We start from the raw sequence: 14575 nt of genomic DNA, 5'->3' as shown, positions 1-14575 counted from the left end.
CATGGTATCTTTAAATAACTTTAAAAAAAGCATCGTGGTTGTTGCACTTGCAGCTTCACTTGCAGCCTGTGGCGACAACGACAGTAACGATCCTGTTCAAGTTGTCACACCACCGACTCCTGAGCCTGTAAGCTATACATTTGATGTAACCGTCAGTAATTTAACTGCAGGGCAGCCACTATCGCCTATTGCCATTATTGCACATACAGAAGGCACACTTTGGCAAATAGGTAGTCCTGCATCGGTTGCATTAGAAACAATGGCTGAAGGAGGCGACAACAGCCAACTACTTGCATTAGAAAACGCCATTGCAAGTGCATCAAGCGAAGGCCCTGTTGGACCTGGCGCAAATACCACGATTACACTAACGACAGACTCACTTGAAGCACTCAAGCTTTCACTTGCCACTATGATGGTGAACACAAATGATGGATTTACCGGTCTTAGTGCTTTAGACGTATCTTCATTAGCCGTGGGTGACTCTTTAATTCGCACCACTGTTGCTTATGATGCAGGTACTGAAGCAAATACAGAAGCAGCTGGTACGATACCCGGTCCTGCTGATGGCGGAGAAGGTTTTAATGAAGCCCGTGATGATGTTAATTTTGTAGCAAGACACCCAGGTGTAGTTACAAATGAAGATGGCTTATCTAGTTCAGTACTTAGCCCTGAACATAAGTTTGATAATCCATTAGCAAAAGTGGTTATTACCCGCACTCAGTAATTCGTTTATCAGTATTGACCTTGATATACCAGCTTGTAATGGGGAAGTAGGGGCGCACGGAAGCCCCCTTTTTTTTACGAGGATAAACAATGCGTCATGAAAAATTACTCATAGTTGAAGACGACAGAGAAATTGGTAAATTAATTACCACACAGCTTACATCGCTAAATTTACATGTGGATCATGTGATAAGTGCTGAACTGGCTCTAAAAAAAATTGCCAAGCACCCCTACGGGCTTATTTTACTGGATATAAACCTGCCGCAAATGGATGGATTAAGTTTATGTCGTAAAATAAAAGAGCACTATCCAACTACCTCCGTTATTTTACTCACCGCACTAAGTAGTGACATGGATAGGGTTATTGGCCTAGAAATGGGCGCAGACGACTATATTTGTAAACCCTTTTTTGCACGTGAACTACAGGCCAGAGTAAAAACCCAACTTCGACACAGAGCACAGTTACTCGCCAGCCAAAATACCGATGAACCCTCTGTTGCAATTAAACAAACCCTTAAAGTTGGCTCATTAAACATTGAGTTTGACTCTCATCAAGTGTACTTGGCCGAACAGGCAATTAACCTAACTGCCACCGAGTTTGATTTGCTGGTGTATTTTGCACGCCACCCTAACCATGTATTTAGTCGCCAACAACTACTTGATAAAGTCTGGGGCTACCAACATAGCGGTTACGAACATACTGTTAATTCACATATTAATCGGTTGCGCGCAAAGCTTGAATTGCATCAATCGACACCTATTATAGAAACCGTTTGGGGTGTGGGATACAAACTCAATCCAAGCCAACTTAATTAAGATTTTATTATGAGACTTTCTTTGTACCAAAAATTAGCAGTGTCGTTAGCCGTAATTTTTTGTTTTATTTGCGCGCTGGTTTATAGCTGGAGTAAACAACTAGAACTCAACTCTAAACACCATGGAGAACAAAATTTACATTTAGCGCTAGCTGAACATTTAGTACAAGATAACCCATTGATAAAAGAAGGCGTATACGATTACGAAGCCCTTGAAAACCTATTTCATACCTTAATGTTACTCGGCCCCGCCTTTGAATTTTACTTTGTAGACGAAAACGGAAAAATATTAACTTACTCCGCAGAGCCCGGAAAAGTGAAGCGTACACATATTAATTTAACGCCATTAAAGCACCTTATAGCTAACCCAAGTGCTACACCGGTTTATGGCGACAACCCAAGAAACCCTGATCAACAAAAAATATTTTCTGTGGCGCCTGTTTTTAATAACAACACATTGCAAGGGTATTTATATGTGATTATTGGTGGTGAGGCATACGACACCTCTCTTAATCATATAAAAAGTAACGACTCGTTATTATTGGCTGCCATATGGCTAGGCTCAGCACTCGTTTTTTTATTTATTGCGATGCTTATTTTACTGCGATTTTTTACAAACCCTATTCAACGCCTTGCAAAAGATGTAAGCAAAATTGAGGCTGCAAACTACAGCCTAAACGACACAAAACTGAGTATTTATTCAACTCAAAAAAGTAATGAAGTCCATAGCTTAAGCCGAACTATTCAAGCAATGCTCACACGTATAAATGAGCAATTTAAAGCACTAGAGCAAGGCGATAAACAACGCAAAGAGCTACTTACTCACTTATCTCATGACTTACGTACGCCACTGGCTTCGTTACAAGGTTTTTTAGAGGTGTTAAATCAGTCAGGTGACAAACTAAGTGCGCAAGAGCAGCAAGAGTACTTGCAAGTATCACTGAATAACTGTGGTCAACTTAAGCAACTAATAGAGCAAATTTTTGAACTCGCACACCTCGAAAATGGCGAAATAAGTATTAACAAAGAAACATTTAACCTAGGTGAACTTATTTACGATTGTATTGCTAAGTTTAGTTTGGCCGTAGAGAAAAAAGGCATTAATTTATCGGTTGAGCCAGAAATTTGTGACTTTCCTGTCATTGCCGACATAGCCAAACTTGAGCGTGTTTTAAGTAACTTAATCGATAACGCCATTAGGCATACCCCGCGTGACGGCAGTATTGCTGTGCGTGTAAAACGCGGTGATAACAATCAATTATTTGTGCAGGTTTCTGATACCGGCGTGGGTATTAAACACGAAGAGTTAAATGCCATTTTTGATCCTCATTACCAAGCTAGTAATTCTAACAAAGCCGGCCGACAACAAGGTGGTTTGGGCCTTGCTATTTGCCGCGGGCTATTAAAACTCATGGACAGTGAAATAAATGTACAAAGTGAACTAGGAAAAGGCACTATGTTTAGCTTTAATTTGCCACAAAAAAAGGCGTAACTTAACGTTACGCCTTAGCTCATTACTTAGTTGAATTGTGGGACCGCTGACCTTTGCAAATTAAATCAACAACCCCTAGGGTTTGTTATTTTTTTATACCCGCTAAATCAAGCATAAATGCATAATTTAACGCGGCATCTTCTAAGCGTTTAAAACGCCCAGAAGCACCGCCGTGCCCGGCTTCCATATCTATTTTAAATAATAGTTTATTATCATCTGTTTTGTAGTCACGCAGCTTAGCAACCCATTTTGCTGGCTCAAAATATTGAACTTGTGAATCGTGTAAGCCTGTAGTAACTAACATATTAGGGTAGTCTTGCTTACTGACCTGATCGTACGGTGAATAAGACAACATATAATCGTAATATTCTTTCTCGTTAGGGTTACCCCACTCGCCATACTCGTTAGTTGTAAGCGGAATCGTTTCATCCAGCATAGTGGTAACCACATCAACAAACGCAACCTGTGCAACCATGCCTTTATAAAGCTCAGGGGCTTGGTTTGCCACTGCACCCATTAATAGTCCACCCGCACTGCCGCCTTGTGCAAATATGCTGTCTTTTGCACCATACTTTTGCTCAACTAATGACTTAGTTACATCTACAAAGTCGTTAAACGTGTTCTTTTTGGTAAGTAGCTTACCTGCTTCGTACCACGGTCGACCTAACATTTGCGAACCACGTACATGGGCAATTGCAAATACAAAACCGCGGTCAAGCAACGTTAATCGTGCAGAAGAAAAGCTCGGATCCATTGTTGCGCCATACGAACCATAGCCGTATTGCAATAATGGGTTAGTGCCATCTTTTTTAAATAACTCTTTTCGATACACCAAACTCACCGGTACTTCTACGCCATCGCGTGCTGTTACAAAAATACGCTCTGAGGCATAGTTGTCTGCGTTAAAGTCACCTAATACTGTTTGTTGTTTTAATAATGTTTTTTCGCCAGTGGCCAAATTAACATCATAAGATGAACCCGGCGTCGTCATACTGGTGTAGTAAACACGCAGCGTATCGCTGTCTAATTCATTATTACCGTACGCATTAATTGTATATGCACTGTCGTTAAAGCTAAGTGGTAACTCTTTGCCCGATGTTAAATTACGCGCAATCAGTGTTGATTGGCCCATTTCGCGTTGTTGGTATACTAAGTAGTCATCAAACAACTCAACACCTTCGAGTTTAATACCCTCGCGCGCAGGGATCACGCTTTGCCAATTTGCTTTATCACCGGCTTTATCAATATCTACTTTCATAAGCTGAAAGTTAACGGCATTTGAATTAGTAACAATGTAATAAGTATTGCCTAATTTGGAAATGCTGTATTCAAGGTTGGCTTCACGTTCAATTAAGCGCTTAGGCTTAGCGTTTACATCATTTGCATTAAGTACTGACAAACCCGATGCATCAGTACTGCTATGCCAAATATAAATTTCTGAGCCGTCTTTGCTCTTGCTCATACCTGTGTAATAGCTTGTGTCTGTTTCTTCGTAAACAAGCTCGTCATCGCTTTGTGGTGTACCAAGCGTATGACGATAAACCTGATACCCGAGTAAGGTTTGCGCGTCTTTTTTGATGTAATAGACTGTTTTATTGTCGTTCGCCCACACAACATAACCACTGGTACCTTCAAGCGTGTCGTCTAATAATTTACCAGTGCTTAAATCCTTAATTTTTATGTTGTAAACACGGCGACTTACCGTATCTTCACCATACGCCATTAAGTTGTCATTTGGGCTGACATTTAGGCCACTAACCGCAAAATAGTCATGACCTTTAGCCAATTCATTTACGTCTAAAATAACTTCCTGATCGGTGCCTGTAAAATCACTACTGCGCAAGTAAGTAGTGTACTCATTATCGCCGCGAGTTTGCGACGAGTAATAGTACTGGCCGTCTTTTACCGGAACAGAGTCATCATCTTTTTGGATTCGCCCTTTAAGCTCTTCAAATAAACTACTTTGCAATTTTTTAGTATGTGCAAGCATAGCGTCAGAATACGCATTTTCGGCTTCTAAGTAGTTAATGATCTCAGGTGCTTTTCGCTCGTCATCTCTGAGCCAGTAGTAATTATCGATACGTGTATCGCCATGAATGGTCATTTCATGGGGTACTTTTTTAGCAATTGGTGCAACCGCTGTTACAGCTTGAGCTGACTCAACTTGAACCGTATTTTTTTGAGTTTCTTCGGGGGCTTTATTACACCCGCTTAAAATAGCAAGCGAGAGTGCAGCAAGTGCAAAGGGAGTACGTGTCATCAGGCAAAGTCCTTATTATTTTTGTTACCTAAATATACCTAAAATTAATACCTTTTGTGATTTAGTTTGTGAAGCTATGTAAAAAGGGAGCCGAAGCTCCCTTTATTTAGTACTCAAATGGTTTTAAGCTTACTTTTGCTTACGACGACGCATGAATGCGAACGGTGCAACTAAAAGTGTTAACCAAGCTAGTGAGCCTGAGCTTTTCTTAACTGTTTCAGGTGTCACGGTTGTAACAGGCGCTACAAACTCATCAACTGTAACAGAAATCATTGCAGGCTCTGATACATTACCGCGGATATCAATCGCAACAACTTCCATCTCAACAACTGTATTACCTGCTAACATAGCAGTATCAACAACAACAATTTGACCTTGCTCATCAACACCTAACCCAATATTTGTGTTTGATTGAACGTAGTACTCAGAAACCGCTAAATCAAACTCGGCTTCTTCAATTGTAAGCGCGCCAACTACTGTACCATCAGCCGCATCTTCAGAAACTGAGAATTCACCACCCACTAAGATAGGCGCCTCAATAGCTGGTAATGTAAGCTCTTCACTTGTCATTGCTTTAATAATGTTAGTGCCAGCACCTTGAGATAAAACAAATGGGCCACTTGCAGATACCATTGCTTTTTCGCCAGGTAAAAGTGATGCAACAGCTTCGCCAGTTTCAAGCGAAGTCATTTGAACTTCAGGCTGAACACCAAATACCACTGAGCCAGTTACACTGTCTGTCTCAGAGAAAACACCTGACTGGTAGCTTGGGTAGCCCACAGATACTCTAAAGTTCATTGGCTGACCAAGTAACGACCCATCAATGTTCATTAGCTCAGAACAACCAGTAAATGTGATTGTATCCTCACCTGCTGAATGAAGAAGTGGTGTACCCCATGCCCAACCATCATTACCAGCACCGTCAGTAGTACCAATTAATGTACGGCTACGGCCTGGTGAAGCCGTTGTACGGCCACGGTCATTTAAGTTTTGTAAGAACTGATCAGCAACACCATCATTATCTGTATCAATTTCAACTCTGTAACCAGCCTGGAAAGTGTGCGTTAGCGGGTCACGTAATTGAATTGATGAAGTGATGTAAATACCTGAATCACAGAAGTCTGCACCAAATGCAGAGAATGTGCTCGACAGAATATTATACTCAGCCTCTTCCATTGTTTTCTCTGTGCCTACTGCAATGATGCTTTCGGCTTGAGGAGTGATTTCAGTCTGACCCGTATTTTCAAGTACTAGTGCAACTTTATTGTCAATTAGCTCGGCAGTATAACTTAGCTCTGTCGCTGCTTTCGGCATTGCATGATACACAACGTGTAAATCGTGAGTTGTATCTGTTGACGCATCATCAAATACTAACGCACCATCAAACTCAATCGATGTTAGTGCAGCACTGCGAGCAGCAATATCATCAGCACTAAATGGATTCTCTAATTCCCATGCAGGCAGTTTACTTGGGTCAACCATCATTGTGATATCAAAGTTTACTGCTTGCCCAGCTGGAATTGTTACTGATTCTGGGAAATCCCAGCTAACAGCTTCAGTTTTTTCGTCGCTTTCGTAACGTGCTTCAGTACGAAGGTTATATGTTTTCGCTTCAGCAGAGAAGTTTTTAACAGTGACCGTTTTAGTGATAGAACCGGCTTCTGCAAGGCTCACTAAACCATAAGAAAGGGCAGCTTGTTTTGTATCAAACTCAGCATTATGTACCCATGCTGCAACAGGTAAGTTCACAGCTTTAGTCACATCAACTAAACCAGCACCAATCATACTAATAGGTGCCAGCTCTGAATCAGGATTGATAGCCAATGGCTCGTTAGTAACTTCAAGGTTTGCCGCGTTCATAATAGTGGCTTTAATTTCAAACGCATTACGGTTTGGGTGAGCCTCACGGATCATTGCAACCGCACCGGCTGTAATTGGACCTGAGAACGAGGTACCTGACACAGGGTTAGTACCTGTTTGAGTTCCTGTTGCTGCTACGACAATGCTCGTACCTGGCGCTGTAATTTCTGGTTTAAGTAAACCATCCATAGAAGGGCCACGTGAAGAGAATGTTGCCACAGCACCCGCAGTCGTTTTAATCTCAACACTAATATCAAATGTTGCAGGGCCGCCAGCTTCTAGCTGTGCTTTCAGTGCAGCACCCGCTGCAAAATTAATTCCGACGTTTTTAATAGTTACGTCAGCATCAAAACCACCCATTGGGGCTGGTGTGCCATCGTCAATGTTATTTGCAATAAATACAAACTCTGCACCTTTAGCTTGTGCGTTTAGTACTTTTTGTGTAAATGCACAGGCACCACGATCTATTAGTACCGCTTTACCTGTAAAGTCAACATCGTCTGCAAAAGCGTCACAGCCGTTTTGATTTGCTGTAGGGTATACTAAATCAATATCAGCACCTGATAGGGTAAAGCCATCTTGTGGGCCAAAACCTGACGCTTGAATATCGCCTTCAACGCCTGCAACTGTTCCACTTGCAATACCAACTTCTGTTGTTGGATGTGTCATTGCACCAACAGATAAGGCATTAGGAGTTGTACTTGGGCCACCAACACGGAATGGGTTATCACCATCGTTACCGGCAGAAATTACCATGTTAACCCCTAATTCAACAGCACGTTGAACTAGGTATTGTGTACCACCACCAGTGTAAGTATCACCAAATTCACCACCAAGAGACATGTTCATCACGTCAACACGATCTGAAATATCGCCATCACCGTTAGGATCCATTGCAGCCTCTAATGCAGCTGCTTGTGCTGCACTTGGACAACCACCTCCACATACAGAATATGCATATAGCTCAACCTCTGGTGCAATACCGTTTACAGAGTTTGCAGATGATGTACCATGATTTGTTGGATTACCTGTTGACGGTGAATTTGCAGCATCATTTTCAATTGGATCTGCATCATCACGAATAAAGTCATAGCCACCTTGTACAATGCCTTGCGGCCATGTAACTGTTGTAGGGTCTTCTTGTGCCGCTAGGTATGCTTCAACAGTACCCGCACCGCCAAATGCTACGTGAGTATAATCAATACCTGTATCTAGTACTGCAACGCGCTGACCTTTACCACTTACAATACCATCAGTAATTAATGGTTTAGCGTTAATATAATCAGAGCTTGCTGCAACGTGAAGTTCACGGTCAAACATTGGTAATACTTTTGCAACGCGATCATCTTTTGCAATCTGCTTTAAAGCTTCAGGTGTTGCTTGAACTATTAACGTTGGAGCAAGAATCTTTGTTTTGCCAATTACTTTTGCATCAAAATCTAAGTTACTCAACTCTGCAGTCATTATGTCTTGAAGCTGCTCAACCTGAGCTGTTATTTCACGGCTACTTGAAGCCTGATAAGTTCCAGCTGATACTGCATCCACAGATGTTGTTGCTTTAAGAACGATCATATGAGCTGAAGGCTCTTTTTTGTCTGCTGCAACTTCAACTACTTGTTCTACTTGCTTGTAGTTAATATTTGCTTTTGGTAATTCAGCGGCACTTGCAAGTGTTGCCACAAATGCGCTAGAAACAGCCGTCGCTATCGCTGTCTTTTTTATTATATTGTTACTCATGAGTTCCCCTAGGATATTTTATGTATTATTGTAGTCACATTAATAAAGCAAATTACAATGTATGGACGAATATAAAACGTTCATCCCCCACCAAGCAACACTTTGGTTACAAATAAGCATTAAGCACATAAAAAAAACAATCAAACAAGCACCAAGCAACTGATATAAATAAATAAAACCACATTTCACTTTTGTGAATATTTGTAAACAAAAACTGCATAATAACTAGGTACTTTATGAATAATGATGTGATCAACATTTTAACTATGGCTAAAGTAATACAAACAGCTGTTGCACCAGTGTTTTTAATAACCGGTATTGCAGCTACACTTGGCGTTTTATCAAACCGCTTGGCTCGTATTACAGACCGTGCGAGGCAATTGGAGCGCAAACTAAAAGTAAGCACCGATGAAGATTTTAATAAATCACTCGCAACAGAACTTCGCGCTCTATTGAAACGCTCCCGTTGTATACACATAGCATTTAGTTTAAGTGTTTTGAGCGCTTTGCTTGTATGCGCAGTGGTTATGCTATTATTTTTATCTCACATTCAATCAATAAACTTAGGCGTTACTATCGCCAGCTGTTTTGTGGCCGCTATGGCGTTGTTAATATGTGCGTTTATGTCGTTATTAGGTGAGGTTTTCTTAGCAACTCGCAGTATGCGACGAGGGATGATATTTGCTGATATTGATATGAACGATTAACTTTTAGTTAATTTTTCTGTATTAGCTTGAATAAAACCAATAGCTAAGATACAAAGCAATAGTCAAAAAATAGTTAACAGGGGCAATAATATGAAACTTAAAAAGATTCTAGCGAGTGCATTACTAACAACATGCGCGCTAAGTGTATCTGCAAACTCTGCGTTTAAAGAGGCAAGCGACGCGATTGAATACCGTCAAAGTGCTTTTTCTATGCTATCAGTTCAAATTGGTGATATGGGCGCAATGCTTAAGGGCAAGGTTCCATTTGATGCAGAACAATTCAAAATGCGTGCAAATAACGCAGCAGCGCTTTCAAAAATGCCTTGGGAAGCGTTTTACGCAGGAACAGACAAAGGCGATACATCGGCACTAGCTGCTGTTTGGTCTGAAAATACGGTATTTGTTGAAAAAGCCAATGCGTTTGCCGCAAACGCAGACAAACTTGCTCTAGCTGCCCAATCTGGCGACAAAGCGGTTATTGGTAAAGCCTTTGGTGCTTGGGCGAAAGGTTGTAAAGATTGCCACAAGCAATTTAAAGACTAATTAAAAACATAATAAAAATAAAAAAGGACTGAGTGTTAACACCCAGTCCTTTTTTATTGTTTAGCAAAAATTAGCTATCAACAGACACTTCTACACTTCTTCGTTTAAAAATACGTCGGTAAGTGTTTTTAAATAATGCCCCAATATCACCTAATATAATGTACAAACAAGGTACAAGAATAAGCGTAATTAAGGTTGCAAACATAACTGCAAATCCCAGCGCAACTGCCATAGGTATTACAAACTTAGCCTGTAGGCTGGTTTCAAACATAATAGGCAACACACCAGCAAACGTAGTGATTGAGGTGAGTAATATTGCTCTAAAACGCGCACAGCCGGCTTCAATTACAGCATTTTTAACGCTAACGCCTTGCTTACGTACCTGGTTTACATAGTCGGTCATAACCAAGGAGTCATTAATTACAACGCCCGCTGCAGCAATAAGACCAAAGCCAGACATTAAGCTCATATCCAAATCAAACCAGTAGTGCCCCCAAATAGCCCCCGTTAAGCTAAACGGAATAACCGACATTACAATAAGCGGTTGTGAATAGCTTTTTAGTGGTACAGCAAGCAGTATGTAAACTAGTATCATGCCTCCAATAAAAAACAACTTTTGCTCATTGGCTTGCGCCTGTTGCTCCTCAATAGCACCACCAAGTTCTGATTTAACGCTTGGGTATTCTTCTTTAAGCTGTGGTAATAGGTTTTCTTTTACCTGTTTAACCACTTCGCCCGGCTCAATTTGCTCTTCATCAATACTGCCGTACACATAAACAGTTCGATAGCCACCTTCACGGCGAATGTAGCTAATACCGGGAGTTTCGGTTAGCTCAACCACATCACCCAATAACACTTCGCGCCCTGTTGGTGTAGTCACCACTGTATGTTTAAGTGATGAAAATGCTTCGCGTGTAAGTTTAGGGTAACGAACCATTACACGGACTTCTTCACCATTTCTAATTACGCGTTGTGCTTCGCCACCATAAAAACTGGCACCTACTTGATTAGCAATACTGGCTAAGTCTAACCCCAAATCAAAGGCAACGGGTTTTAAACTCATTTGCACTTCTTTACTTGCTGGATCTATGGTTGAACTTATATCAAACAAGCCTTCTTGCTGCTGAAGTAATTGAATAAAACGACGCCCAGCTTCGTTTAATGTATCGATATCAGACCCAAATAGAAGGTAACCAAACTCGCCACCACCGTTGCCGCCACCGCCGCCTACGTCGTCTTGAATAGTTAACGATTTAACACCTGCAATATTAGGCATGGCTTCACGCCAACGGCGCGATAATTCAAACGCATCGTAAGGACGTAAGTCTTCATCAACTAATGGGGCTAATAATTGCGCCTCTGTGCGGCCTTGGTTAAACACGAGTAAATCGCGGATAATTTTTTGACCTGTTTGACGCTCTGTTTCTTTATCTACCTCAAGCACCATCGCTTCTATTTCACGAATAGCATTAATAGTTTGAATGTCGGATACGTTGTCATTCATTTCAATATTAATTTGTGGGAAATCATGCGGTACTTTAGGTGAAGGAATAGTGCGCACCTGATTTGAAGCAATTAATGCAAAAGTCACGACTAATAAAGCAATAAAACTAAATAAAACAGTCCAACGCCATTCAACACACTTGGAAACAAAACGTTTATATGGGCCGTTTACAAAACCAAAAAAGCGGGTATTAAATCTATCTCGCCAGCCACCTTTTTTAATAGGAGTAAAATGTGTATGTGCAATATGCGCAGGTAGTATGAGCTTCGATTCAATTAAGCTAAATACCAAACATAGCATTACAACAACAGCAATACCGTAAAAAAAGGCACTTTCAGGGCCGCTCGAAAGCGTAAACGGCGCAAATACAGCAATGGTAGTAAGTACACCAAATGTCGCTGGGGTCGCTACACGCTTTGCACCTCGTACAACGTTATCGACACCGCCGCCACTTTTTTCAACCTCACTGTATGCGGCTTCACCTATAACTATGGCGTCATCCACCACAATCCCTAGCACCATGATAAACGCAAATAACGAAACGATATTTATGCTAATACCAAATAGTGGCATCACCATCATCGCGCCTAAAAAGCACACTGGTAAACCTATCATTACCCACAATGCCAACTTAAAGCGTAAGAATAACGACAACATAATTGCGACTAAAATCGCACCTTGAAGAAGGTTTAATTTCATCATATCTAAGCGAGCATTTAGGTAGTACGTCATATCCATTAAAGGCTCTATACGCACACCCGGTGGGAGCTCTTTATTCTTTTTATCAATATACGCTTTAACCGATTCAGCTACCGGAATAATATTTTGTGATTGCGTTGCTTTTACTGATAAATAAACGGCATTTTCACCATTAAACTTAAAATAACGTTCACCTTCAGTAAATTGATCTTTAATTGTGGCAATATCTTGCAGTAAAACTTTGGCACCATACTCGCCAATTTTTACCGGAATTTGTCTAAATTCTTCGCCTGAATAAAATTGGTTTTCAACACGAACTGATATAACGCCCGCATCAGTTTTTAACTGACCTGCCGAAAAGTTAGCTGAGTAACGACGCACGGCATTCATAACATCTGAAATTGTTAAGTTGTACTGGCGTAATGTATCTGGGTCGATTTCAATCGCTATTTCATCAAGCGGTACATCATTGACCACAAGCGATACATTAGATAATTGCAGCAATTCATCTTCAATATTATTTGCTATCGGCTTAAGCTCAAATAAAGGCAAGTCTGCAACCAGTGTCATGCCTATTACATCTTGTCTAAATTCAATCTGACTTATGGTGACCGGTTCCATCCCAGCTGGAAAAGTAGCAATACCGTCAACACGCAATTTTACTTTATCAAGCACATCGGTGAGTTCTGCGTCTGTATGAATTTCAAGCCTTGCAGAGCCGCCGTTTCTAAATGCGCGATACACGCCTTTTTTTATTTCGGTGATATCTTTAAGTGATTCTTCAATTTTTATAAGAATACTTTCTTCAATTTCCTGAGGAGAGGCGCCTGGGTAATTAGCGTTTACGTTAATATAGTTAATTTCTATATTAGGAAACATTTGTCGCTGAATCGTTTTGTAGCTTAAAAAACCCATTACGATAATAAACAACATCATTAAGTTTGCAGCAACCGAGTTATTAGCAAAATAAGCTATTAACCCTGTTTGTTTTGTTTGTGTTGATTCACTCATTGTTATTACACCTTAAAGCTGTTGCGTATTTGAGGTGCTCACATCAGAGCTTTCAGGTGCCGGTTGGGCACCTGCTATTTTAACTTCCATTCCCTTTTGAGGGTATTCTGGTAACGTAACCACCAGCTTATCGTCAGCTTTTAGGCCACTACTAATATAGAAGTACTCGCCTTCTTCTCGTATTACCGTTACCTTTCTTGGTTCAAGGGTTTGGTTTTCGCCTACCACCCAAACGGTTTGGTTGTTAACAAGCGCTTGAGGTAAACGGTAGATATTATTTAATGTTGTACCAGCAAAATTAACCTGTACGTAACTGCCAAATTTAATTGCTGGCTGCTTATTTTTAAGGCCATATGGGTCTTCAATTCGCACCACTAAACTGCTCATACGTGTTGCGTTATCTACAATACCTAAATCGCGGTCAATAACGCCTTCACGAGTAAAGCTATTAAGGCCTTTTTGAATAACTGTTGCGGTAATCCCTTTAATACGCTCAGGCAAAAACACACTATCAAAGCCTGCAATAGGAATAATTACTTCAGCAGTTTCTATATTGTTTAGCTCAGCGACTTGCGAGCCCATTGTCACGTATTGGCCCACACCTACATTACGGCTCACAATAAGTGCATCGTAAGGTGCTTTAACATCACAGTTTTCTAAATCTCGCTGCGCACGTTTTAATGCTGCTTGCGCTGATTTAACATTTGCTTGCGCACTAAGTACTTGAGGCTTGCGTAAAAATAAATCAGTACGCGCTTTACTTGGAAAGCGTTTTGCTTCGTCTTCAGCTACTTTTGCTTGCGCTTGTTCTTCAATTAAACCCGCTTGGGCACGAGCAAGTTCAGCTTCAGCCACGAGCACTGCAGCTTCGTAGTTATCTTTTTCAATCGAAAATAAGGTTTCACCACGTGCTACAACCCCACCGGCAACAAAGCTCGGATGCCAACTCAGTACCTCTCCCGATACCTGTGCAGACAGTTGTGTATTTTCCAGCGGCTTTACTTCGCCATAGCTGTTAATTACAACCTGATGGTCGTTAGCCGAAACCGGCTCAACTTGAACAGTAGGTCGCGTATCAACTAACGCTTTTTTTTCTTGTTCATTTGCAAGAGCGTTTATTGCTTTAAAACCAACAACTCCTATAGCAAGCGCAACAAATGGAAAAACCCATCTAAGTGAATTTGTTTGCATATCCTAATTACCCCAAATATCTATTAACGCCAT

At 41.0% G+C, this 14575-nt stretch carries 9 protein-coding genes; 5 read left to right on the top strand and 4 right to left on the bottom strand.

Going from position 1 to position 14575, the window contains the following annotated elements; translation table 11 throughout:
• Position 1 precedes the first annotated feature (1 nt).
• From RF53_RS15310 to RF53_RS15300, 3 genes are all read left to right on the top strand, one after another.
• Positions 2 to 724, top strand: a complete 723-nt coding sequence (locus RF53_RS15310) for a spondin domain-containing protein (RefSeq protein WP_039038191.1) — start codon at positions 2 to 4, stop codon at positions 722 to 724.
• Between the two features lie 89 nt (positions 725 to 813).
• Positions 814 to 1539: a response regulator transcription factor gene (locus tag RF53_RS15305; protein ID WP_039038190.1), complete on the top strand. Its 726-nt coding sequence runs from the start codon at positions 814 to 816 to the stop codon at positions 1537 to 1539.
• A 9-nt stretch (positions 1540 to 1548) separates the two neighbouring features.
• Entirely contained in the window at positions 1549 to 3030 is a 1482-nt protein-coding gene (locus RF53_RS15300) for a sensor histidine kinase (RefSeq protein ID WP_039038189.1), read from the top strand.
• Positions 3031 to 3115: 85 nt separating this feature from the next.
• Here the strand turns inward: RF53_RS15300 and RF53_RS15295 are convergent, their stop codons facing one another.
• Together RF53_RS15295 and RF53_RS15290 are read right to left on the bottom strand one after the other, a co-directional pair.
• The gene (locus RF53_RS15295; RefSeq protein ID WP_039038188.1) at positions 3116 to 5290 is read right to left on the bottom strand and encodes a S9 family peptidase; all 2175 of its coding nucleotides are present in this window, start codon (positions 5288 to 5290) and stop codon (positions 3116 to 3118) included.
• A 129-nt stretch (positions 5291 to 5419) separates the two neighbouring features.
• Positions 5420 to 8887, bottom strand: a complete 3468-nt coding sequence (locus tag RF53_RS15290; RefSeq protein ID WP_039038187.1) for a S8 family serine peptidase — start codon at positions 8885 to 8887, stop codon at positions 5420 to 5422.
• Positions 8888 to 9123: 236 nt separating this feature from the next.
• On the opposite strand from RF53_RS15290, the gene RF53_RS15285 reads away from it, so the two are divergent.
• Together RF53_RS15285 and RF53_RS15280 are read left to right on the top strand one after the other, a co-directional pair.
• Positions 9124 to 9594, top strand: coding sequence for a DUF2721 domain-containing protein (locus tag RF53_RS15285; protein WP_006792500.1), 471 nt, complete (start codon positions 9124 to 9126; stop codon positions 9592 to 9594).
• A gap of 90 nt (positions 9595 to 9684) precedes the next feature.
• Positions 9685 to 10137 (top strand): c-type cytochrome, encoded by a 453-nt coding sequence (locus RF53_RS15280; protein WP_006792501.1) that lies wholly within the window; start codon positions 9685 to 9687, stop codon positions 10135 to 10137.
• A 70-nt stretch (positions 10138 to 10207) separates the two neighbouring features.
• Here the strand turns inward: RF53_RS15280 and RF53_RS15275 are convergent, their stop codons facing one another.
• Positions 10208 to 13351: an efflux RND transporter permease subunit gene (locus RF53_RS15275; RefSeq protein WP_006792502.1), complete on the bottom strand. Its 3144-nt coding sequence runs from the start codon at positions 13349 to 13351 to the stop codon at positions 10208 to 10210.
• Between the two features lie 12 nt (positions 13352 to 13363).
• A complete protein-coding gene (locus tag RF53_RS15270; protein ID WP_006792503.1) occupies positions 13364 to 14542 on the bottom strand; it encodes an efflux RND transporter periplasmic adaptor subunit in 1179 nt (392 codons plus the stop codon).
• Positions 14543 to 14575: the final 33 nt, after the last annotated feature.

The sequence above is a fragment of the Pseudoalteromonas sp. ECSMB14103 genome (assembly GCF_000813065.1).
GTDB classification, from domain to species: Bacteria; Pseudomonadota; Gammaproteobacteria; order Enterobacterales; family Alteromonadaceae; genus Pseudoalteromonas; species Pseudoalteromonas marina.
The sequence above is the reverse complement of the archived record's forward strand: the minus strand, read 5'-3'. Positions and strand labels throughout refer to the sequence as shown.

What these genes read in the sequence shown, in the direction of transcription:
- RF53_RS15285 (WP_006792500.1), top strand. Translation starts at nt 9,124, where the DNA reads ATGAATAATGATGTGATCAACATTTTAACTATGGCTAAAGTAATACAA.
- RF53_RS15275 (WP_006792502.1), bottom strand. Translation starts at nt 13,351, where the DNA reads ATGAGTGAATCAACACAAACAAAACAAACAGGGTTAATAGCTTATTTT.
- RF53_RS15290 (WP_039038187.1), bottom strand. Translation starts at nt 8,887, where the DNA reads ATGAGTAACAATATAATAAAAAAGACAGCGATAGCGACGGCTGTTTCT.
- RF53_RS15300 (WP_039038189.1), top strand. Translation starts at nt 1,549, where the DNA reads ATGAGACTTTCTTTGTACCAAAAATTAGCAGTGTCGTTAGCCGTAATT.
- RF53_RS15310 (WP_039038191.1), top strand. Translation starts at nt 2, where the DNA reads ATGGTATCTTTAAATAACTTTAAAAAAAGCATCGTGGTTGTTGCACTT.
- RF53_RS15280 (WP_006792501.1), top strand. Translation starts at nt 9,685, where the DNA reads ATGAAACTTAAAAAGATTCTAGCGAGTGCATTACTAACAACATGCGCG.
- RF53_RS15270 (WP_006792503.1), bottom strand. Translation starts at nt 14,542, where the DNA reads ATGCAAACAAATTCACTTAGATGGGTTTTTCCATTTGTTGCGCTTGCT.
- RF53_RS15305 (WP_039038190.1), top strand. Translation starts at nt 814, where the DNA reads ATGCGTCATGAAAAATTACTCATAGTTGAAGACGACAGAGAAATTGGT.
- RF53_RS15295 (WP_039038188.1), bottom strand. Translation starts at nt 5,290, where the DNA reads ATGACACGTACTCCCTTTGCACTTGCTGCACTCTCGCTTGCTATTTTA.